The sequence below is a fragment of the Streptomyces sp. NPDC048659 genome (assembly GCF_040650575.1).
In the GTDB taxonomy this organism is placed as follows: Bacteria; Actinomycetota; Actinomycetes; order Streptomycetales; family Streptomycetaceae; genus Streptomyces.
This window is the reverse complement of sequence record NZ_JBEZHM010000031.1, coordinates 46,815-67,255: the sequence shown is the minus strand read 5'-3', so window position 1 is coordinate 67,255 and position 20,441 is coordinate 46,815. Positions and strand designations below refer to the sequence as shown.

18 protein-coding genes, 1 tRNA gene and 1 pseudogene are annotated in these 20,441 nt (G+C 74.8%); 16 read left to right on the top strand and 4 right to left on the bottom strand.

The window, feature by feature from the left end; translation table 11 throughout:
* The first annotated feature begins 70 nt into the window (after positions 1-70).
* Together AB0C99_RS23195 and AB0C99_RS23190 are read left to right on the top strand one after the other, a co-directional pair.
* Positions 71-928, top strand: a complete 858-nt coding sequence (locus AB0C99_RS23195) for a fumarylacetoacetate hydrolase family protein (RefSeq protein ID WP_362478045.1) — start codon at positions 71-73, stop codon at positions 926-928.
* 188 nt (positions 929-1,116) lie between these two features.
* Entirely contained in the window at positions 1,117-2,556 is a 1,440-nt protein-coding gene (locus AB0C99_RS23190; RefSeq protein ID WP_362478043.1) for a choice-of-anchor A family protein, read from the top strand.
* Here the strand turns inward: AB0C99_RS23190 and AB0C99_RS23185 are convergent.
* Together AB0C99_RS23185 and AB0C99_RS23180 are read right to left on the bottom strand one after the other, a co-directional pair.
* Positions 2,519-3,031, bottom strand: a complete 513-nt coding sequence (locus AB0C99_RS23185) for a heme-degrading domain-containing protein (protein WP_362478139.1) — start codon at positions 3,029-3,031, stop codon at positions 2,519-2,521. The two genes, AB0C99_RS23190 and AB0C99_RS23185, sit on opposite strands and share 38 nt — an antisense overlap.
* A 65-nt stretch (positions 3,032-3,096) precedes the next feature.
* The gene (locus AB0C99_RS23180; RefSeq protein ID WP_362478040.1) at positions 3,097-4,179 is read right to left on the bottom strand and encodes a Gfo/Idh/MocA family oxidoreductase; all 1,083 of its coding nucleotides are present in this window, start codon (positions 4,177-4,179) and stop codon (positions 3,097-3,099) included.
* Between the two features lie 323 nt (positions 4,180-4,502).
* On the opposite strand from AB0C99_RS23180, the gene AB0C99_RS23175 reads away from it, so the two are divergent.
* From AB0C99_RS23175 to AB0C99_RS23115, 13 genes are all read left to right on the top strand, one after another.
* Positions 4,503-5,606 carry an ROK family protein gene (locus AB0C99_RS23175; RefSeq protein WP_362478136.1) on the top strand — a complete coding sequence of 368 codons (1,104 nt, stop codon included), beginning with the start codon at positions 4,503-4,505 and terminating at the stop codon, positions 5,604-5,606.
* A gap of 122 nt (positions 5,607-5,728) precedes the next feature.
* Positions 5,729-7,096, top strand: a complete 1,368-nt coding sequence (locus AB0C99_RS23170) for a hypothetical protein (RefSeq protein WP_362478037.1) — start codon at positions 5,729-5,731, stop codon at positions 7,094-7,096.
* A gap of 197 nt (positions 7,097-7,293) precedes the next feature.
* On the top strand, positions 7,294-8,061 hold the full coding sequence (locus AB0C99_RS23165; RefSeq protein WP_362478034.1) for a GntR family transcriptional regulator: 768 nt from the start codon (positions 7,294-7,296) through the stop codon (positions 8,059-8,061).
* A 183-nt stretch (positions 8,062-8,244) separates the two neighbouring features.
* Complete coding sequence (locus AB0C99_RS23160; RefSeq protein ID WP_362478032.1) at positions 8,245-9,381, top strand: TIGR03364 family FAD-dependent oxidoreductase; 1,137 nt, start codon at positions 8,245-8,247, stop codon at positions 9,379-9,381.
* 5 nt (positions 9,382-9,386) lie between these two features.
* Positions 9,387-10,064 (top strand): phosphonatase-like hydrolase, encoded by a 678-nt coding sequence (locus tag AB0C99_RS23155; protein ID WP_362478029.1) that lies wholly within the window; start codon positions 9,387-9,389, stop codon positions 10,062-10,064.
* Positions 10,061-11,116 (top strand): ABC transporter ATP-binding protein, encoded by a 1,056-nt coding sequence (locus AB0C99_RS23150; protein ID WP_362478027.1) that lies wholly within the window; start codon positions 10,061-10,063, stop codon positions 11,114-11,116. The genes AB0C99_RS23155 and AB0C99_RS23150 overlap by 4 nt, the downstream gene beginning before the upstream one ends.
* Entirely contained in the window at positions 11,109-12,011 is a 903-nt protein-coding gene (locus AB0C99_RS23145) for a 2-aminoethylphosphonate ABC transporter permease subunit (RefSeq protein ID WP_362478025.1), read from the top strand. The genes AB0C99_RS23150 and AB0C99_RS23145 overlap by 8 nt, the downstream gene beginning before the upstream one ends.
* Positions 11,998-12,795: an ABC transporter permease subunit gene (locus AB0C99_RS23140; protein WP_362478022.1), complete on the top strand. Its 798-nt coding sequence runs from the start codon at positions 11,998-12,000 to the stop codon at positions 12,793-12,795. Before AB0C99_RS23145 ends, AB0C99_RS23140 begins: the two co-directional genes overlap by 14 nt.
* Before the next feature lie 14 nt (positions 12,796-12,809).
* On the top strand, positions 12,810-13,877 hold the full coding sequence (locus AB0C99_RS23135; protein ID WP_362478020.1) for a 2-aminoethylphosphonate ABC transporter substrate-binding protein: 1,068 nt from the start codon (positions 12,810-12,812) through the stop codon (positions 13,875-13,877).
* Positions 13,878-14,022: 145 nt separating this feature from the next.
* Positions 14,023-15,633, top strand: a complete 1,611-nt coding sequence (locus AB0C99_RS23130; protein WP_362478018.1) for an alkaline phosphatase family protein — start codon at positions 14,023-14,025, stop codon at positions 15,631-15,633.
* Between the two features lie 246 nt (positions 15,634-15,879).
* Positions 15,880-16,659 carry an HAD-IIA family hydrolase gene (locus tag AB0C99_RS23125; RefSeq protein WP_362478015.1) on the top strand — a complete coding sequence of 260 codons (780 nt, stop codon included), beginning with the start codon at positions 15,880-15,882 and terminating at the stop codon, positions 16,657-16,659.
* 86 nt (positions 16,660-16,745) lie between these two features.
* The gene (locus tag AB0C99_RS23120; RefSeq protein ID WP_362478012.1) at positions 16,746-17,333 is read left to right on the top strand and encodes a hypothetical protein; all 588 of its coding nucleotides are present in this window, start codon (positions 16,746-16,748) and stop codon (positions 17,331-17,333) included.
* Positions 17,334-17,337: 4 nt separating this feature from the next.
* Positions 17,338-17,988 carry a class F sortase gene (locus AB0C99_RS23115; protein ID WP_362478010.1) on the top strand — a complete coding sequence of 217 codons (651 nt, stop codon included), beginning with the start codon at positions 17,338-17,340 and terminating at the stop codon, positions 17,986-17,988.
* A 234-nt stretch (positions 17,989-18,222) separates the two neighbouring features.
* On the opposite strand, the gene AB0C99_RS23110 is transcribed toward AB0C99_RS23115, so the two are convergent.
* A tRNA-Lys gene (locus AB0C99_RS23110) sits at positions 18,223-18,296 on the bottom strand.
* 183 nt (positions 18,297-18,479) lie between these two features.
* Between AB0C99_RS23110 and AB0C99_RS23105 the strand changes: the two genes are divergently transcribed.
* Positions 18,480-19,859, top strand: coding sequence for a peptidoglycan-binding protein (locus AB0C99_RS23105; protein WP_362478007.1), 1,380 nt, complete (start codon positions 18,480-18,482; stop codon positions 19,857-19,859).
* A gap of 122 nt (positions 19,860-19,981) precedes the next feature.
* Here AB0C99_RS23105 and AB0C99_RS23100 read toward each other — a convergent pair.
* A pseudogene (locus tag AB0C99_RS23100) lies at positions 19,982-20,441 on the bottom strand (hypothetical protein); the annotation flags it as partial.

The following is a 20,441-nucleotide window of genomic DNA, read 5'->3' as shown; positions in this document are numbered from 1 at the left end:
GGCCGCACTCCATCGGCCGGGGTGCACCACGGCCCGCCCCCCGGGCCGCCTCGACCACAGGGAGAAGACCATGAAGCTGCTGCGTGTCGGCCCGGCGGGGGCCGAGCGGCCCGCCCTCCTCGACGAGTACGGGACTCTCCGCGACCTGTCCGCGCTGGTCGACGACATCGACGGCGGCCTCCTCGGCGACGCCTCGGCGCTCGACCGGGTACGGGCCGCCGCCGGGGCGGGCGTGCTGCCTCCGCTCGACGCGACGGGGCTGCGGATCGGCCCGCCGGTCGGCCGGATCGGCAAGGTCGTGTGCATCGGGCTGAACTACCACGGGCACGCGGCCGAGGTCGGCGCCGCGACCCCGGCGGAGCCCGTCGTCTTCCTGAAGGCGGCGGACACCGTCGTCGGCCCCGACGACACGGTCCTCGTGCCGCGCGGCTCGGTGAAGACCGACTGGGAGGTCGAGCTGGCCATCGTCATCGGCCGCACCGCCCGCTACCTGGAGACCGACGAGGAGGCGCTCGCCCACGTCGCCGGGTACGCGCTCGCCCACGACGTCTCCGAGCGCGAGTTCCAGATCGAGCGCGGCGGCACCTGGGACAAGGGCAAGAACTGCGAGACCTTCAACCCGCTGGGGCCCTGGCTGGTCACCGCCGACGAGGTGCCGGACCCGCAGGACCTCGCCCTGCGGCTGTGGGTCAACGGCGAGCTGAAGCAGGACGGGCACACCTCGGACCAGATCTTCCCGGTCGCCGAGGTGGTCCGGTACGTCAGCCGCTTCATGACGCTGTACCCCGGCGACATCATCAACACCGGCACCCCCGCCGGTGTCGCGATGGGGCAGCCGGAGCCCAAGCCGTACCTGCGCGCGGGCGATGTCGTCGAGCTGGAGATCGAGGGCCTCGGGCGGCAGCGCCAGCAGCTCAAGAGCGCCTGAGGCGGCGGCCGGTCGCGAGCCGTCGGCCCGCCTCCGGCGGCGGGCGGCGCGGCGGCCGGCCGTGACCCGCGTGCGGTGAGTCGTTCGGGCGACGCCCCCGACACCCCGCGCGTGGGTCGTCGCTATCCACGCCCGAATTCTGCATATTGGCCCATATGAGTGCACATGTGTCGAATCGTCGGCGTCTGATGCGAACGGCCGTGGCGGTGGCGGGGGCCGCCGCCCTCGTCGGCGGCCTCGCCACCGCGAGCCTCGCCGACCCGCTCCCGGGCGGCCTCGGCCCCTGTCTGCCGGGCAACTGCCCCAACCCGTACCCGGACGTCAACAACGGGGCCATCGCGGGCCGCGACAACAACGTCAACGTCTTCGTCGGCGGCGACTTCCTCGTCCGGCAGGCGGCGGCGGAGGCCGAGGGCAAGGTGGTCGTCCTCGGGAAGTTCGACATGAACAAGCGGGCCGGCGTCTCGCAGATCTACAACGTCGGCGTCGCGGGCGTCGGTTCGCGCGTCCCGCCGGACGACGGCACCGACTTCATGGCGACCGGCGGCGACATCACCATCGCCGCCGGGCAGCGGCTGCTCGCCGAGGAGGCCACGGTCCACGGGATCGTCCGGTACGCGGGGAAGCTCACCGGCACGGTCTCGCCGACCGCCGTCCACGACACGGCGGCGGTCACCAAGTACGTGGACCTGCGCGACGAGCTCACCGACGCCAGCCAGTGCTACGCGTACGTGAAGGGCAAGCACCGCCCGGCCACCGGCACCGCCGTCAACAGCGGCAGCGAGACGCTCTTCACCGGCGACGGGAAGTCGATGCTCCAGGTCTTCGACGTCGACTTCGACCTCCAGTCGAACAGCGGCGGCTCGCAGGGCTTCCGCTTCACCGGCGTCCCGGCCGGCGCGACCGCCCTCGTCAACGTCTACGGCGCGGACCGGACCATCGACACGTACAGCGGAGACGTCCCGGACGCCCTTCAGGACCGGCTCCTGTGGAACTTCCCCGACGCGACGAAGGTGGCCTTCGAGGGCAGCGGGCAGTTCGAGGGGAGCGTGCTGATCGGCCGGCAGGCGAGCGTGGCGACCGTGACCATGCCCGGCATGAACGGGCGCTTCTACACGAGCGGTTCGCTCACCCACACCTCGCTGACGAACGGCGGCGGCGGGCAGGAGCTGCACGCCTACCCGTTCAACGGCGACCTGCCGAGCTGCGCCGCAGGTCCCACCCCGACCCCCACGCCCACTCCGACTCCGACCCCCACGCCGAGCCCGACGGACTCGCACGGCACGGACGGGGGCACGAGTGACGGCGGCTCCACGGACGGCGGCTCCACGGACGGCGGTTCGACCGACGGGGGCTCGACGGACGGGGGCTCGACGGACGGCGGTTCGGCGGACGGGGGGTCCACGGACGGCGGCGGGACGAGTGGCTCCGGCGGCCACACGAGTGGTTCCGGCGGCTCCAGCGGCTCCAGCGGTTCGAGCACCGGCGGCGGCGAACTCCCCGACACCGGTGCGGGCTCGACGACCGGCAAGATCGTCATGGGGGTGACCGCCGCCGGGCTCGCCGCCAGCGGCGGCGCGCTCGTGTGGGTCAGCCGGCGGCGCCGCCGCTCGACCGGTACGCACTGAGCAGACGCTCCAGGCCGAGGACGACCAGCGCGTGGTCCTCGGCCTGCGGCAGCCCCGAGACGGTGACCGAGCCGACGACGCCCGCGCCCGCGACGGCCAGCGGGAACGAACCGCCGTGCGCGGCGTAGCGGTCGGGGTCGAGCCGCGAGGACAGCTCGAAGGTGGTGCCCTTGGCGCGGAAGCGGGCGCCCACGAGGAACGAGCTCACGCCGTACCGCTCCACGACCCGCCGCTTGCGGTCGATCCAGGCGTCGTTGTCGGCGCTCGACCCGGGCAGCGCGCAGTGGAACAGCTGCTGGGCGCCGCGCCGGACGTCGATCGCGACGGGCGCGCGCCGCTCACGGGCCAGCTCGACCAGGATCGTGCCGAGGGCCCAGGCGTCCTCGTACGTGAAACGGGGGAGGACCAGCGCGGCCTCCTGGGCCTCCAGCCAGGCGATTTCGGTGGGGGTGGCCGTCCCGGGGGTCTCGGCGATCGCGGTGGCCTTGGCGGCCCCGGCGGTCCCGGCGGCCCCGGTGTTCCCGGCCGTCCCGGCGGCGGTCACAGGGTCACCGCCACGCCCTCGCGGGCGGAGCGCCGGGCGGCCTCCAGTACGGCGAGGGCGTCGGCCGCCTCGTGCGCGGTGACCGGGTTGGGGCCGGTGCCGCGCAGGGCGGCCTCGACGGCCGCGTAGTAGGCCGGGTAGGCGCCGGGCAGGGTCTCGACCGGGGTGCCGCCGCCGGTCAGCGGGGACTCGCCCGAGCCGAGCCGCCCCCACAGGCCCTCCGGCTCGACGCCCCAGGGGGTGCCGGGCTCGGGGCGCAGGCCCTCGCGCAGGGCGGCCTCCTGGGGGTCGAGCCCGTACTTCACGTAGCCGGCGCTCTGGCCGAGCACCCGGAAGCGGGGGCCGAGCTGGGCGGTGGTGGCGCTGACCCAGAGGTGCGAGCGGACGCCGTTCGCGTGGGTGAGCGCGAGGAAGGTGTCGTCGTCGGCCTCGGCGCCGGGGCGGCGCACGTCGGACTCGGCGTACACCCGGACGACCGGGCCGAAGAGGACCAGCGCCTGGTCGACGACGTGGCTGCCGAGGTCGTAGAGCAGCCCGCCGATCTCCTCCGGGGCGCCGGACTCGCGCCAGCCGCCCTTGGGGAGCGGGCGCCAGCGCTCGAAACGGGACTCGAAGCGCTGGACCGCGCCGAGCTCGCCGTCGGCGAGGAGGGCGCGGAGGGTGAGGAAGTCGGCGTCCCAGCGGCGGTTCTGGAAGACGGAGAGCAGCAGCCCGCGCTCGTCGGCGAGCGCGGCGAGCGCGCGGGCCTCGGCGGCGGTCCCGGCGAGCGGCTTGTCGACGACGACGGGCAGCCCGGCCTCCAGGGCGGCGGTGGCGACCGGGACGTGCGTCTTGTTGGGGGAGGCGACGACGACCAGATCGAGCTCGTCCGCCCGCTCCCACAGCTCCTCCGGCGAACCGGCGACGGTGACCCCCGGGTGCCCGGCCCGCGCCTGGGCGGCCCGCTCGGGGCTCCCGGTGGTGACCGTGTCGAGGACGAGCCCGGGGGAGGAGGCGACGAGCGGGGCGTGGAAGACGGACCCGGCGAGGCCGTAGCCGACGAGACCGACGCGGAGGGGGGCGGGGGCGGTACCAGTCATGGCTGCCACTTTGGCAACGCCGTTGCGAAAGTGCAAGCAAGGGGGAGAATGGACGGGTGAGTACGGACAGGGGTACGGGTGTGGGGTCGGGCGGCGGTACGGACAGGGGGGCGGGGGCGGAGGCGGGCCTGACGGTGAGCGGGAGCGCGGGCGCGGATGCCGGTGCCGGTGACGGTCCCGGTCCGGGTGCCGGTCCGGGTGTGGGGTCGGGCGCCGGTACGAGTACGGGCGCGGGCCCGACGCCGGATCCGGGCACCGTCCCGCCTGCCCTGCCTGCCCTGCCTGCCCCGCCCGTCCCACTTGGCTCGCCCGTCCCGCCCTTCCTGCCCGCCCCGCTAGGCCCCTTCGGCCCCAGCGCCGCCCTGCTGCTCGGCCTGCTCCGGGCGGCGGGTCCGGACGGGATCAGCCGGATGGAGCTGGCGGAGCGGGCCGGGCTGACCCCGCAGGCCGTCAGCAAGATCACCGCCCGGCTGCGCGCGGCGGGCCTGGCCGCCGAGGCGGGGCGCCGGGCCTCCACCGGGGGCAAGCCCGCGACCGTGCTGCGGCTCGTGCCCGGTGCGGGGCACGCGGTCGGCCTGCACCTCGACCGCGACGAGCTCACCGCCGTCCTGCTCGACCTGGCCGGCGAGCGCGTCGCGGTCCGCCGCGCCCCCCTGGACCTGGGCGCGGGCGCGGAACCGGTGCTGGCGGCGGCCCGCGCGGAGGTGGCCGCCCTGCTGGCCGGGTGCCCGGGAGGCCGTCCGGGAGGCCGTCCGGCCGGGCTGCTCGGCGCCGGGGTGGCGATGCCGGGCCCGCTGGACCACCGGGCGGGCCGGCCCGGGAGGGTCACGGGTTTCCCGGAGTGGGACGGCTTCCCGCTGCGCGAGGAGCTGGCGCGGCGGCTGGGGATGCCCGTGGTGCTGGACAAGGACACCAACGCCGCCGCCCTGGGCCTGGCGCTGCGCCCCGGGGCCCCGGACTCGTTCGCGTACCTGCATCTCGGTACGGGGCTCGGCGCGGGCCTGGTCCTGGGCGGGGCGGTGCTGCGCGGGGGCCGGACCGGGGCGGGGGAGCTGGGGCACCAGACCGTGCAGCTCGACGGCCCGCGCTGCGAGTGCGGGGGGCGCGGCTGCCTGGAGGTGCTGTGCCTGGCGGCGCTCGCGCGCGGGGACCTCGACGGGGCGGCGCGGGTGCTGGGTACGGGCGCGGCGAACCTGGTCCGGCTGCTGGACATGGACCGGGTGCTGCTGGGCGGCCGGGCGGTGCTGGCGGCCCCCGGAGCCTTCGCGCGCGGGGCCCGAGAGGTGCTGGCCGAGCTGGGCCTGACGGCGGAGGTGGCGGTGACGGACGCGCCCGACACGGTGGCGGAGGGCGCGGCGCATCTGCTCTTGGCCCCGGTCTTCGGCGCAGAGCCCTCGGGCTTCCCGCCCCAGCCGGTCGGAAAATAGGCTGATCGGGCGGGATCGCGCGGCGTCCGGGGGGCCCGGCCGTGTCGGTCGGGCGGCGGCCCGGAGGAGCGTGGCAGCGTCGCGGCCGACCCGCACGCCCGCGAGCAGCAAAGGCACCGCCCATGCGACTCCGCAAGGCCCTAGCCCTCGCCGCCCTCACCACGGCCACTGCGGCCCCGACCGCACAGGCCCTGGCGCTCGCGCAGGGCGTGGCGCTCGCGCAGGGCGTGGCGTCCGCGCCGGCTGCGGCGCCGCCCCAGCCCGCCGCGCTCCCGCCTGCCATCGCGCCTTCGGTGGCTGCAGCGCCCTGGCGCGCCCCGGCGCTCCCGCTGACCCTGGCCCCTCGGCCCACTGTGGTGCTCCCGCTGGCCCAGGCGCCCCTGCCCGCCGTGGCGCCGCCGCAGGCCGTAGCGCTCCCGCTCACCGTGGCGCCGCCGCATGCCCGGGCGCTCGCACCCGCAGCGGCACCGCCGCAGGCCGCCGCGCTCCCGCCCGCCGTGGCGGCTCCGCTGGCCGCAGCGCCCCTGCGCGCCCTGGTGCTCGCGCCCGCCCCAGCGCTCCCGCTGGCCCTGGCGTCCCCGCCCGCCCCAGCGCTCCCACTGGCGCTGACGCCTCGGCCCACTGTGGCACTACCGCCCGCCCCGGCACCCCCGCCCGAGTGCGGGCCGGACGGTGCCCGCGACTTCCCGCTCGTCACCCGTATCCAGGACGGGCCCACCGCCTACACCGCGGGCGGCGACTTCCTCACCTGGAACCTCGACCTCACCAACACCACCGCCCGGCCCTGCGGCGGCATCCACCCCGTCCTCGTCCTCACCGACCGCACCCGCGCCCTGCGGCCCGCCCAGGTCCGGGCCGAGTTCTACGACGCGGAGGCGGGGCTGTGGCGGCCCGTCGCCTTCGAGGGGACCGACCGGGCGGAGAGCGTGGGAGTCTTCGGCGACCCGGGCGAGGGGCCGCGCCCGTCGGCCACGGCACCCGCCGCCCCCGCCCCCGTACCGGAAAGGACCGCCCCGGCCCCCGTACCGGAAGCGACCGCCCCCGCCCCCTTCGACGGCTTCGCCGTCCCCGCCCGCCGTACGCTCACCGTCCCCGTCCGTCTCGCCTTCGGCGCCGACACCGCGTCCGACGAGATCGTCGTCAACGCCGCCGTGGTCCAGCGGCGCGGCGACGACGGCGACTGGGTCGGCGAGTCCGGCGACTACACGCTGACCGTCGGCCCCGCCGACCCCGCCGACCCCGCCGCCGAGGCGGGCGTCAGCCGCCCACCGGCCCCCGCCGACCCCGCCCGCCCCACCCCGCCCGGCGCGTCCCCCCGTCCGGCCCGCCCCGAACTGGCCCGCACCGGCCGCGAGTCCGCGCGCCGGACCGCGCCCGCCGCGGCGGTGCTGCTCGGCGCGGGCGCGGCCCTGGTGCTGGCCGCCCGCCGCGCCCGGCGGCACACATGGGCCACCCCACGTACACCGCCGCGCACAGGCCGCTCTGCGTAGGCCGTCGCGTCCGGCGGCGCACGTAGGCCGCTCCGCGTGCACCGCCCCGCCCGGCCGCACCCGTAGACCACTCCACGTACCCCCGCCGCGCCCGGCGGCACGCATAGGCCACCCGCGCACCCCGGCCCCACCCAGCCGCACCCACAGGCCACCCCACGTACACCGCCCCGTTCACTCCCATCTGCAACGATCACCAGGTGGAGAACCCGAACAGCCCCGATGACCCCGGCGCGCCGATCCGCTCCGGCATCCCCGAGCACGGCCGCATCCCGAAGTACTACGCCGTGAAGGCGAAAGTCGCCGCGCTCATCGCCGAGTTGGGCGAAGGCGGGGCGCTGCCCACCGAGCGGGACCTCGCCGTGCGCTACGAGGTGTCGCGCGAGACCGTCCGGCAGGCCCTGCGCGAGCTGTTGCTGGAGGGGCGGCTGCGCCGCCAGGGGCGCGGCACCGTGGTCGCCGGGCCCAAGCTGGAGCAGCCGCTCTCGCTCGCCAGCTACACCGAGGGCGTCCGCAGGCAGGGCCGCACCCCCGGGCGTTCGCTGATCTCGCTGGACCGTTTCCCGTGCCCGGAGGCGCTCGCCCCCGAGGTCGGCGCCGCGCGCGGCGAGCCCGTCTGGCACATGGAGCGGGTGCTGCTCGCCGACGAGGAGCGGGTCGGCCTGGAGAGCACGTACGTCTCCGAGGCGCGCGCCCCGCGCCTGGACACGGACTTCGACCCCGACTCGTCCTTCTACGCCTATCTCCACGACCGGCTCGGCATCTCCTTCGGCGACGCCGACGAGCGCATCGAGACCGTCCTGGCCACCCCGCGCGAGGCCCTGCTCGTCGGGACCCCGCCCGCGCTGCCGATGCTCCTCATCCACCGCGTCTCCCGGGATACGGCGGGCCGGCCGCTGGAGCGGGTCCGCACGCTCTACCGGGGCGACCGCTTCAGCTTCACGGCCCACCTGGGCCGCCAGGACTGACGCCCGCCCCGGCCCACCCGCCGCCCCGCCCCTCCGCCCACCCGCCGCCCGCACCCCCACACCTCCGCACCCCACCCCAAATAACAAACCAATAACGGGTCTAGTCCAACCTTGGCGCCCCGTTCACCATCCCGTCGCCCAGCCGATCGGTCCGGGTCACCCGCCGCCCCGACCGTGAACGGCATGAAGGTGATCGTCGTAGGAGCCGGCGTGGTGGGAACCATGCACGCCTGGCACGCAGTCGAACGCGGCCATGAGGTCGTCCACATCGAGCGCGAGGCGGAGGCGCGCGGCGCCTCGCTCCGCAACTTCGGCCAGATATGGGTCAGCGGCCGGGCGGGCGGCGAGGAGCTCGACACCGCCCTGCGCGCCCGCGAGCTCTGGGAGGGCGTCGGCGCCCGCGTCCCCGGGCTCGGCTTCCGGGCGATCGGGTCCCTCACCCCCGTACGCAACGAGCTCGAACTCGCCGTCGCCGAGGCCGCCCTGGCCCGCCCCGACGCCGCCGCCCGCGGCTACAAGCTGCTCACCGCCGCCGAGGCGCTGGCCGTCAACCCGGCCCTGCGCGGCGCGTTCGACGACGGGGTCGCCCAGGCCGCCCTGTGGTGCGAGCGGGACGCCGCCGTCGAACCCCGCACCGCCCAGCTCGCCCTCCGCGAGGCGCTCCTGGCCACCGGCCGCTACACCTTCCTGCCGAACCGCGAGGTCCGCGAGGTCGTCGGCGAGCACGCGGTCCGCGACGACCACGGCGACACCCACAGCGGCGACGCGGTCGTCCTGTGCACCGGCGCCTGGCTCTCCGGCCTGGTCCGCGAGATCGCCGGCCCGGTCCCGGTCCGCCGGGTCCGGCTCCAGATGATGCAGACCGACCCGCTCGGCGAGCCCCTCACCACCTCCGTCGCCGACGCCGACTCCTTCCGCTACTACCCGGCGTACGCCTCCCCCGAGCTGGACGCCCTCAACGCGGGCCAGGCGCAGGACCCGACGGCCGCCGCCCACAAGATGCAGCTCCTCATGGTGCAGCGCCTCGACGGCGGGCTGACCATCGGCGACACCCACGAGTACGAGCACCCCTTCGCCTTCGACACCCTCGAAGACCCCTACGAGCACCTCACCCGCGTCGTCGAGTCCTTCCTCGGCCGCCCCCTGCCGCGCGTCCGGCGCCGCTGGGCGGGCGTGTACGCGCAGTGCACCGACACCAGCCGCGTCGTCCACCGCCAGCGGGTGCGCGACGGCGTGTGGCTGGTGACCGGACCCGGCGGACGCGGCATGACCTGCTCGCCCGCCATCGCAGAGACCACCGCGAACGAACTGGGCTGGTGACCGCCATGCAGAAGCACAACCTCGTCGTCCTCGACATGGCGGGCACCACCGTCGCCGACGGCGGCCTCGTCGAGCAGGCGTTCACCGCCGCCGCCGAACGCCTCGGCGAGGACCCCGCCACGATGATCGACTACGTCCGCGCCACCATGGGCGAGTCCAAGATCTCCGTCTTCCGCCACCTCTTCGGCGGCGACGAACACCGTGCCCACCAGGCCAACCTGGCCTTCGAGGAAGCCTACGGAGAGCTCGTCACGGCCGGCCGGATCGCCCCCGTCCCCGGCGCCGCCGACACCATCGCGGCCCTGCGCGAGCAGGGCAGGACCGTCGTCCTCACCACCGGCTTCGCCCGCGTCACCCAGGACGCCATCCTCGACGCGCTCGGCTGGCGCGAGCTCGTCGCCCTCACCCTCTGCCCCGCCGACGCGGGCGGCCGCGGCCGGCCCTACCCCGACCTGGTCCTCGCCGCCTTCCTGCGCACCGGCGCCGTCGACGACGTCCGCCACACCGTGGTCGCCGGCGACACCTCGTACGACATGCTCAGCGGCGCCCGCTCCGGCGCCGGGATCGTCGCCGGCGTCCTCACCGGGGCGCACGGCGAGGCCGCGCTCGCCGAGCACGGCGCCACCCACGTCCTCGCCTCCGTCGCCGGACTCCCCGACCTGCTGCGGGAGTACGGGGCATGACCAGCGGCATACGCTTCGACGGCGTCTCCGTCCGCTACGGCGACCACACCGTCCTCGACGGCCTCGACCTCACCGTCGGGCCCGGCGAGGTGATGGCCCTGCTCGGGCCCTCCGGCTCCGGCAAGACCACCGCCCTGCGGGCCGTCGCCGGCTTCGTCCGGCCCGCCGCCGGGCGGGTGTTCATCGGCGACCGGGACGTCACCGAGCTGCCGCCGCACAAGCGCGGCATCGGCATGGTCGTCCAGCAGTACGCCCTCTTCCCGCACCTGCGGGTCGAGGACAACGTCGCCTTCGGCCTGAAGGCGCGCAAGGCGCCCAAGGCCGAGATCCCCGGCCGGGTCGCCGAGGCGCTGGAGATGACCGGCATGGGGGCGTACGCCAGGCGCTACCCGCGCGAGCTCTCCGGCGGGCAGCAGCAGCGCGTCGCCATCGCCCGCGCCCTCGCCATCCGCCCCGACGTGCTCCTCCTCGACGAGCCGCTCTCCGCGCTCGACGCCCAGCTCCGCTCCGGGATGCTCGCGGAACTGGCCCGCCTGCACCGCGAGTTGCCGGACGTGTCCATCCTGTACGTCACCCACGACCAGGTCGAGGCGCTCACCCTCGCCGACCGGATCGCCGTCATGGACCGGGCCCGGCTGCGGGACTGCGGCACCCCGCAGGAGCTGTACCGCAGGCCGCGCACGGAGTTCACCGCCTCGTTCGTCGGCAACGCCAACCTGCTGCCGGTCCTCGTCACCGCCGACGGGGTCACCCTCGACGGCGTCGCCCTCGACGTGCCGGTCGAGGGCGCGGCCCCGGGCGCGGGCGCCACCCTGTGCGTCCGGCCCCACCTCGTCGGCCTCGGCCCCGGGCCCAACGCGCTCAGCGGCCGGATCGCCGAGGTCCAGTGGCGGGGCTCCACCCACCGCCTGTACGTCGACGTCGGCTCCGGGCAGCGGATCAAGGCCGACGTACGGGAGCTGCGGGAGACCCCCGCGCTCGGCGACGAGGTGACCCTGCACTTCGCCCGCGAGGACGCGGTGCTGCTGGCCGCCGGGGTGAACGATGGCTAGCCCGGGCGCGAGCGCCGTGGCCGCGCGGCCCGCGGCGGACGCCGTGCCCGCCACCCCCCGCACGCCGTCCAAGGAGCCCCGGAACCGCACCCGCGCGGGCGCGCCCACCTGGTTCTGGACCGTCCCCCCGGTCCTCGCCCTCGCCGTCGTCTTCCTCTACCCGCTCGCCCTCGTCGTCCGCGAGTCCCTCGCCCCCGGCGCCTACGCCGACGTCTTCGCGTCCGCCTCGTTCCGGGACGCCCTGGTCACCACCGTGTGGCTGGCCCTCGCCGCCACCGCCGGGTGCCTCGTCCTCGGCTTCACGCTGGCGCTGGTCATCGCCTTCGTACCGTTCCCCGGCGGTCGGGCGGTGGCCCGGTTCATCGACGTCTTCCTGTCCTTCCCGTCCTTCCTGATCACCCTCGCCCTGCTGTTCCTCTACGGCACCGTCGGCATGGCCAACGGCCTGTGGACGGACCTGACCGGCGCCGCCGACGGGCCCTTCCACTTCCTCACCACCCCCTGGGGCGTGCTCCTCGCCGAGATCACGTACTTCACGCCCTTCGTGATGCGCCCGCTGCTCGCCGCCTTCTCCCAACTGGACACCGCCCAGCTGGAGGTGGCGTCCTCGCTCGGCGCCCGCCCGCTGCGGATCGTGCGGCGGGTGATCCTCCCCGAGGCGCTCCCGGCGCTCGCCGCCGGCGGCAGCCTGGTCCTGGTGATGTGCCTCAACGAGTTCGGGATCGTGCTCTTCACCGGCGCCAAGGGCGTCACGACCCTCCCGATGCTCGTCTACGGCAAGGCCATCCTCGAATCCGACTACGCCTCGGCCTGCGTCGTCGCCGTCGTCAACGTGGTGCTCTCCGTCGGGCTCTACGCCGTCTACCGGGTGGTGAGCCGCCGTGCTGGTGCATAGCCGAGCCGGGAGATGGGCGGTCTGGGCCCTCTTCGCGGTCCTCTTCGTCCCGCTCTTCGCCCTGCCCCTCCTCGTCATCCTCGCCGCCTCCCTCTCCACCCACTGGTCCGGCGCCTTCCCCTCCGGCCCGACCACCGCCCACTACACCGCCGCCGTGCGCGGCGAGTCGCTGACCGCGCTCACCACCAGCCTCGTCACCGCCCTCGCCGCCAGCGCCCTCGCGCTGACCGCCGGCACCTGGGCCGCGCTCGCCGCCGCCGCGCTGCGCGAGCGCGGGCGCCGGATCGTCGACGCGCTGTTCATGCTGCCGGTGGCCGTGCCCTCGGTGGTCGTCGGACTCGCGGTCCTGGTCGCCTTCTCGCAGCCTCCGCTGCTCCTCAACGGCACCCGCTGGATCGTGATCCTCGCCCACACCGTGCTCGTCACGGCCTTCGCCTACCAGTCCGTCTCGGCCGCGATCCGGCGGCTCGACCCGGTCTACGAGCAGGCGGCGGCCAGCCTCGGCGCCCGCCCCTCGTACGTGCTGCTCCGGGTCCGGCTGCCGCTGCTGCTGCCGTCGCTGACCGCGGCGGCCGGCCTCTGCTTCGCCCTGTCCATGGGCGAGCTGAGCGCCACGATGATGCTCTACCCGCCGGACTGGCTCCCGCTGCCGGTGCTCATCTTCACCGCCACCGACCGCGGCTCGCTCTTCACGGGCTCCGCGCTCGCGGTGGTCCTCATGGCGGCGACCCTGCTGGTCCTGCTCGCCGTCTCCCGCATCCGTACCAAAGCCTCGTACCGCTAGGAGAGAACGACGTCATGCTTACCCCCTTCCCGTACGCCAAGCCGATCGCCGCCGTCACCGGCTGCCTGGCCCTCGCCGCCACCCTCACCGCCTGCGGCGGCTCCTCCGCGGCCGCCGACGAGAAGGTCGTCACCGTCTACAGCGCCGACGGCCTCAAGGGCGAGGCGGGCGACGGCTGGTACGACAAGGTCTTCAAGGACTTCGAGAAGCAGACCGGCATCAAGGTGAAGTACGTCGAGGGCGGCTCCGGCGAGATGGTCCAGCGCGCCGCCCGCGAGAAGAACAACACCCAGGCCGACGTCCTCGTCACCCTGCCCCCCTTCATCCAGCAGGCCGACTCCAAGGGGCTGCTCCAGGCGTACGCGCCGCAGGGCGCCGACCAGGTCAGCGGCGCCGACAAGGCCGACGACGGCAAGTGGACCTCCGTCGTCAACAACTACTTCGGCTTCATCCGCAACAAGCAGCAGGCCAAGCCCGCCCCCACCACCTGGGAGGAGCTGCTGGACCCGAAGTACAAGGACAAGGTCCAGTACTCCACCCCCGGCGTCGCGGGCGACGGCACCGCCGTGCTCATCAAGGCCCTGCACGACTTCGGCGGCCAGGAGCCGGCCATGGCCTACCTGAAGAAGCTCCAGGCCAACAACGTCGGCCCGTCCTCCTCCACCTCCAAGCTCGCCCCGAAGGTCGACAAGGGAGAGATCCTGGTCGCCAACGGCGACGTCCAGATGAACTACGCCCAGGCCCGGTCCATGCCCAACCTGGACATCTGGTTCCCGGCCAAGGCCGGCGGCAAGCCCACCACCTTCGCCCTGCCGTACGCCGCCGGGCTCGTCGCCAAGGCCCCGCACACCGAGAACGGCAAGAAGCTGCTCGACTTCATGCTCGGCGAGCAGGCCCAGCGCGAGGTCAGCGCCATCGGCGGCGGCTTCCCCGCCCGCAAGGACGTCAAGCCCACCGACACGAACGCCCTCGCGCTCGCCAAGCTGATGGACGGCGTCGAGGTCTTCGAGCCCGACTGGTCCGACATCGACAAGAACCTCACCGCCTACGTGGACGCGTGGAAGACCGCCACGGGCAGCTGAGAGTTCACCGCACGTCCGTTCCGCCCCGCACCCGCATAGCGAAAAGATAACGGGTACGGACCAACGCCAGATCGCGCAACGCCCCTGAGGAATCAGGGGCGTTGCTGTGCCGTCAGTTCACCCCCGATCACGGAGGACTCCCGTCATGCCGATCAACGGCATCACCAGCGCCCCCCAGCCGTCCGCCCAGGCATCCGCCCAGCCGTCCCCCCGGCCGTCCCGCCGCACCCTGCTCGCCGCCGCGGGCGCCACCGCCGCCGTCGCCGCCACCGGCCTGGTGACCGCGCCCGGCGCCTTCGCCGCCACCACGGCCGCCACCGCCGCCGCCCCGACGCTCCCCGACGGCACCAGCAAGGACAAGGTGCTCGTCGTCGGCATGGACGGCCTGCGCCACGACCGCATCGACGCGGCCAAGGCGCCCACCCTCAAGTCCCTGATGGCGAACGGCACCTACGGCCGCTCGCTGCTCTACGCCAACCCGATGGCCGCCACCTCCTCCGGCCCCGGCTGGTCGACCATCTCCACCGGCGTGTGGCCCGACAAGCACGGCGTGAAGGACAACACCTTCACCGGCCGCAACTACGGCACCTACCCCGGCTTCCTCGCCCGGCTGCACCAGGTCCGCCCCGGACTCTCCCTCTTCGCCGCCGTCGACTGGCCCGAGCTCGACACCTACGGCACGGTCACCCCCGGCGCCGACGCCAAGGTCGTCTACAACAACGACTACGCCGTCAACGACCGCGTGATCACCGAGATCACCGAGTCCGTGCTGCGCGACCAGAACCCCGACGTCCTCTTCGTCTACTTCGGCGAGACCGACGAGATCGGGCACAACTACGGCGCCGCCAGCCCCAAGTACACCGACGCCATCGACGTCCAGGACGCCTACCTCGGCCGCCTCCTCGCGGCGATCCAGGCCCGCCCGACGTACGCGAGCGAGCGCTGGACCGTCATCGTCGCCACCGACCACGGCCACACCGACGCCGGCGGCCACGGCGGCTCCAGCATCGAGGAGCGCCGCACCTTCGTCCTCGCCCAGGGCCCCGGCATCGCGGCCGGCGCCCGCCCCGTGGACACCCGGCTCGTCGACGTCGCCGCCACCGTCTTCCGCCAGCTCGGCATCGTCCCCGACCCGGCCTGGGGCCTGGACGGCAAGCCGGTCCAGGACCGCTCCGCCGACCCCTTCGACACCCTCCACCCGTCCCTCACCGGCCGCGTCGACGAGACCGGCATCCCCGCCGGCGTCCTCGGCTTCACCCACACCGCCCCCGCCGGCTGGTCCGTCATCAACAACGCCATGGGCACCGGCGGCGTGACCGAGTGGCGCGGCTGGGCCTTCGCCACCGACGAGTTCTGGTCCCGCTCCCAGCGCGACCAGTCCCGCGAGCTCAACGTGCGCGCCCGGGGCGTCTTCGCGGTCGCCGACTCCGACGAGTGGGCCGACAAGAGCTTCTCGGGCACCTACGACTCGACCCTGGTCACCCCGGCGTACGCGGTCGCGGGGGCGAGCCGGGTCACCCTCGGCTTCACCACCCTCTACCGCCAGGAGGGCGCCCAGACGGCCGAGATCCTGGCCTCGTTCAACGGTGGGACGCCGACGCTCGTCAAGAGCTACACGGCGGACGTGATCTCGCAGCCCCAGTCCGTCACGGTCCCCGTCCCCGCCGGGGCGAGCAGCGTGAGCTTCCGCTTCCGCTACACCGGGTCCAACAACTGGTACTGGGTGATCGACGGGGTCACGGTCGCCGCTTCCTGACCTAGGGCCTGTCCGACAATTCCCGTCGGGTCCGGCCCGCCCGGCACGCACGCTCGCCGCACGGCCGGGACGCCCAAGTAGCTCCGCTACGAGGGCGTCCCGGCCGCACGCCGAGCGCACGCACCGGACGACCCGGCCTGATCCGACGCGAATTATCGGACAGGCCCTAGGCTGGGGGCGTCGCCACAGAGCTGTCGCGTCGCCCCCAGCACACCGGAAGTCTTGTACGGCAGGAGTCCCGCACCCATGGCAGAACGCAAGCCGATCGAATCCTGGCTCACCGACATGGACGGCGTCCTCATCCACGAGGGCGTGCCCATCCCCGGCGCCGACGCGTTCATCACGAAGCTGCGGGACACCGGCAAGCCGTTCCTGGTGCTCACCAACAACTCGATCTACACCGCGCGCGATCTGCACGCGCGCCTGGCCCGCATGGGCCTGGAGGTCCCGGTCGAGAACATCTGGACCTCGGCGCTGGCCACCGCGAAGTTCCTCGACGACCAGCGCCCCGGCGGCACCGCGTACGTCATCGGCGAGGCGGGCCTCACCACGGCGCTGCACGACATCGGTTACGTGCTCACCGACCACGACCCGGACTACGTGGTGCTCGGCGAGACCCGCACGTACTCCTTCGAGGCCATGACGAAGGCGGTGCGCCTGATCAACGCGGGCGCCCGCTTCATCTGCACCAACCCGGACGAGACCGGCCCGTCGCTGGAGGGCCCGCTGCCCGCCACCGGTTCGGTCGCCGCCCTGATCACCAAGGCGACGGGCAAGGAGCCGTACTTCGCGGGCAAGCCGAACCCGCTGATGATGCGCACCGGCCTGAACGCGATCGGCGCCCACTCGGAGTCCAGCGCGATGATCGGCGACCGCATGGATACCGACATCCTGGCCGGCCTGGAGGCCGGGATGCAGACCTTCCTGGTGCTGACCGGACTGACCACGCAGGCGGAGATCGACCGCTTCCCGTTCCGCCCGTCCAAGGTCGTCAAGTCGATCGCGGACCTGGTCGAGCGCGTCTGACCGACGGGACGCGCGTCCCCTGGCCGCCCCCCTGCGGATGCGGAACGGCCCGAACCGGGTGACCCTGCCAGTATCAGGAGGTCACCATGCGTTCAGGTCCCATCGCTCTCCGTGCCACGGGGGCGGCTCTGGTTCTGGTGCTCGCGCCCACGGCGGGCACCGCCCTGGCCCACGACGGAGTCCAGGCCACCGTCACCCCCGCCAGCACCCATCCCGGCGCCGACGTCGACATCCGGGTCACCGGCTGCAAGGGCACGACCGGCGCCGCCAAGTCCCAGGCGTTCGTCGCCGACGCGCGTCTCACCGGCCGGGACGGCGGGAAGGACCCGCTGTTCGGCGACACCACCCTCAAGTCGGGTCTCGAAGAGGGCACGTACAAGGTCAGCGTGACCTGTGACGGCCACGACCACCCCGACGTCGGCACCGTGCACGTCAAGCGGCACGAGGAGCCGACCCACCACCCGTCCCCGATCGCCCCGGTCCGGGCGGGCGGCGGCGGCACGGCCGCCTTCGCCGCCCCGGCGGCCCCCGGCGTGGCGCAGACCGCCGCCGAGGAGGGGCTGGGCACCCCGTACACGCTGCTGGGCCTGGGCCTGGCCGCCGTCGCCGCCGTGTCCGTCGCCTTCCGCAGCGCCCGCCGCCGCGGTACGGGCGCGGGCCAGGGCGCGGACTGACCCGGTGTCCTCCGGGCGGGCGCTGACCGGGGCGGCCTGGGGCCTGCTGCTGTGCGGCCTGTGGCTCTGGGGCCGGGACGCGGCGGACGGCCCCGCCTTCCCGGCGCCCGCCACCGGCGACATCGCCGCCGTGGGGCGCCCGCTCGGGCTCCCGCTGCCCCCGGCGCACGCCCCGACGGGGGCGGTGGAGCCGCGCCGGGTGGAGATCCCCTCGGTGGGGATCGCCGCCCCGGTGGTGGCCCGCGGCCTCGACGCGGCGGGGGCGATCGACCCGCCGCCGTTCGAGATGCCGCAGACGGTCGGCTGGTACGGGGCGGGCACCCGCCCCGGCGCCTCGGGCGCCGCGCTCCTCGTCGGGCACGTGGACACCGAGACCCGCCCGGCGGTCTTCTACGGCCTGAGCGCGGCCAGGCCCGGCGCCACGGTCGACGTGACCCGTTCGGACGGAAGCGTCGCGGAATTCACCATCGAGGACGTCCAGGTCCTCGAACGGGAGGGCTTCGACCCCCGGAAGGCGTACGGGCAGCGGCACCCCGACCGGGCCGAGCTGCGGCTGATCACCTGCGGCGGCACCTTCGACCGGGAGGCGGGCGCCTACACGGCGAACGTGGTGGTCTCGGCGTACCTGACCTCGGTGAAGACGGCCAGGAGCTGACACCCGACCGGGCACCGGCCGGCGGATCGGCTCCCGCCGGCCGCCGGCCGGACCGGTCCTCGACCGCGGGCTCACGGGCCGCGGGAGGAGCCCGGAGCCGCCGCGGGAGGTCGGGGTTCCGCTCACTGTAGAGCGAGGCCCGCCCAGGGCCCAGAGCCGTACACCGCTCACCGCCCACCGCAAGCGCGTACACGACTGAGGCCCCCACCATCGGTGGGGGCCTCAGTCTTCGCGTGCGCCGCCAGGGACTCGAACCCCGGACCCGCTGATTAAGAGTCAGCTGCTCTAACCAACTGAGCTAGCGGCGCCTGCTGACATCGAGAACTCTACAGGACCTCCGACCGTGCTCCCGACCATTTCCCGGCCCGCCCGGCCTGTCGGATGGTCGTATCGAGCCTTCGATCCGTCAAAATGCGATTTGTCCAGACAGTTGAGACACTGGCGCCCGTGCAGGAGCTCCAAAAGATCTTGACGAGTGTGGAGGGGAACACATGAGTGTGCCGGTCTTCGAAGAAATCGAACCCGCGTCGGACTGCCCGTGCGCGGGCTGCGCGCGGCAGCGGCGCGACCTCGCGCTGGGGCTCCCTGTACGGGCGGGCGGCCCCCCGGCCGCGCACGGCGCCCGCCGCGCGCTGGTCCTGGTGACGGCGGCGGGGGTGGTGCTCGGCGGCGCGGGCACGGGCGCGGCGGACGCGGTGGCGGACTCCGCCGACCCGTCGGGGACGGCGACGGCGGCGGGCGCGGAGGCCCGCCTCCTGGCCGCCGTCCCCGGCCCGGAGACCCCGCAGGGCGGCGCCGGCCCGCTGCACGGCGCGCCGGGCCCCGGCTCGGCGCCGTCCCCGGACGCGACCCCGACGACCAGTCAGATCTCCACCGCCACGCTGCGGAAGACGACCCGGGCCGAGATCATCAACCGCGCGAAGATCTGGGTCGCGGCGCAGGTGCCGTACTCGATGGAGCGGTACTGGAGCGACGGCTACCGGCAGGACTGCTCCGGCTACATCTCCATGGCGTGGAACCTGCGGAGCAACGAGTGGACCGGCAGCCTCGACCGCTTCGCCGACCGCATCGACCGCGCGGACCTCCAGCCCGGCGACATCCTGCTCTTCCACAACCCCGCCAACCCGACGCGCGGCTCGCACGTGACGATCTTCGGCGGGTGGACGGACTACACCCACACCTCGTACATCGCGTACGAGCAGACGAAGCCGCGCACCCGGAAGCAGGCGACGCCGCTCGCGTACTGGGAGAACTCGGACCGCTACCTCGCCTACCGCTACAAGGCGGTGGTGAGCGGCGGCTCGGGCAACGCGGGCGCGGGATCGGGCTCGGACGCCACGGCGACCCCGTACCCGGGCGCGGCGAGCTTCGGACCGGGCGCGAACAACGCGTACGTCACCCAGCTCGGGCAGCTGCTGGTCGCGCGCGGCGGCAAGAAGTTCTACGCGCAGGGCCCGGGCCCCCGCTGGGGGGAGGCGGACCGCCGGGCGACCCAGGCGTTCCAGCAGGCCCAGGGCTGGAAGGGCGCCGCGGCGGACGGCCTGCCGGGTCCGCAGACGTGGGCGCTGCTGGTGTCGGGCGGGGGCAAGGACATCGGCGGTTCGAGTGGTTCGGGCGGGTCGAGCGCAACTGCGAGCGGGTTCCCCGGGCGTGGCTACTTCCGTCCGGGCCAATCCAGCGCATATGTGGAGAAGCTGGGCAAACAACTGGTGAAGCGGGGCTTCGGCAAGCACTACACGTCGGGTCCCGGTCCGCAGTGGACGGAGGCGGACCGCCGCAATGTCGAGGGCTTCCAGCGGGCCCAGGGCTGGCGCGGCGGCGCGGCCGACGGCTACCCGGGCCCGGAGACCTGGCGGCGCTTGTTCCGATGACCCCGAGAACGTGAGGTGGACCGAATGACGACCCCGACCCCCCCGGACTCCGGCCCGGCGGCCACCCGAGACGCGGCCAGAACAGCCCGCCGCCTCACCGACGGCCGCCTCCGCCCGAACCCCTACGACCCGCCGCCACGGCCGGGGCCGGGCGCGGCGACCCCGGGACCGGCGGACCGGGCGGGCACGGCGACCCCGACGGGCGCGGCGACCCCGACGGAGCCGGGCCGCGAGGAGGCGGGCGGATCCGGGGGCGGTACGGGTCCGGCGACACCGGCGGGCCGGGCCATCCCGGCGACCTCGGCGGGCCCGGCGGGCCGGGCGGAGGTGCGGGGGCCGGAGGGTCCGGGGGCGGGTCCGGCGGGCTTGACGGCGTCGGCGGGGCCGGTGGCTTCGGCGGGTTCGCCGTCCGGCGCGGGCCTGGCGGCCCAGACGTCGCCGGGGGCTTTGGCGGGTCGGCCGGAGACGGCGGTCCAGGCGGGTCCGGCGGGCTTCACGGCCCCGGTGGGGCCGGTGGTCTCGGCGGGTTCGCCGTCCGGCGCGGGCCTGGCGGGCTTCACGGCCCCGGTGGGGCCGGTGGTC

Excerpts from the sequence above, each read along its gene's own strand:
- AB0C99_RS23195 (WP_362478045.1), top strand. The coding sequence starts at position 71 with ATGAAGCTGCTGCGTGTCGGCCCGGCGGGGGCCGAGCGGCCCGCCCTC.
- AB0C99_RS23190 (WP_362478043.1), top strand. The coding sequence starts at position 1,117 with ATGCGAACGGCCGTGGCGGTGGCGGGGGCCGCCGCCCTCGTCGGCGGC.
- AB0C99_RS23180 (WP_362478040.1), bottom strand. The coding sequence starts at position 4,179 with ATGACTGGTACCGCCCCCGCCCCCCTCCGCGTCGGTCTCGTCGGCTAC.
- AB0C99_RS23170 (WP_362478037.1), top strand. The coding sequence starts at position 5,729 with ATGCGACTCCGCAAGGCCCTAGCCCTCGCCGCCCTCACCACGGCCACT.
- AB0C99_RS23160 (WP_362478032.1), top strand. The coding sequence starts at position 8,245 with ATGAAGGTGATCGTCGTAGGAGCCGGCGTGGTGGGAACCATGCACGCC.
- AB0C99_RS23155 (WP_362478029.1), top strand. The coding sequence starts at position 9,387 with ATGCAGAAGCACAACCTCGTCGTCCTCGACATGGCGGGCACCACCGTC.
- AB0C99_RS23150 (WP_362478027.1), top strand. The coding sequence starts at position 10,061 with ATGACCAGCGGCATACGCTTCGACGGCGTCTCCGTCCGCTACGGCGAC.
- AB0C99_RS23145 (WP_362478025.1), top strand. The coding sequence starts at position 11,109 with ATGGCTAGCCCGGGCGCGAGCGCCGTGGCCGCGCGGCCCGCGGCGGAC.
- AB0C99_RS23135 (WP_362478020.1), top strand. The coding sequence starts at position 12,810 with ATGCTTACCCCCTTCCCGTACGCCAAGCCGATCGCCGCCGTCACCGGC.
- AB0C99_RS23130 (WP_362478018.1), top strand. The coding sequence starts at position 14,023 with ATGCCGATCAACGGCATCACCAGCGCCCCCCAGCCGTCCGCCCAGGCA.
- AB0C99_RS23125 (WP_362478015.1), top strand. The coding sequence starts at position 15,880 with ATGGCAGAACGCAAGCCGATCGAATCCTGGCTCACCGACATGGACGGC.
- AB0C99_RS23120 (WP_362478012.1), top strand. The coding sequence starts at position 16,746 with ATGCGTTCAGGTCCCATCGCTCTCCGTGCCACGGGGGCGGCTCTGGTT.
- AB0C99_RS23105 (WP_362478007.1), top strand. The coding sequence starts at position 18,480 with ATGAGTGTGCCGGTCTTCGAAGAAATCGAACCCGCGTCGGACTGCCCG.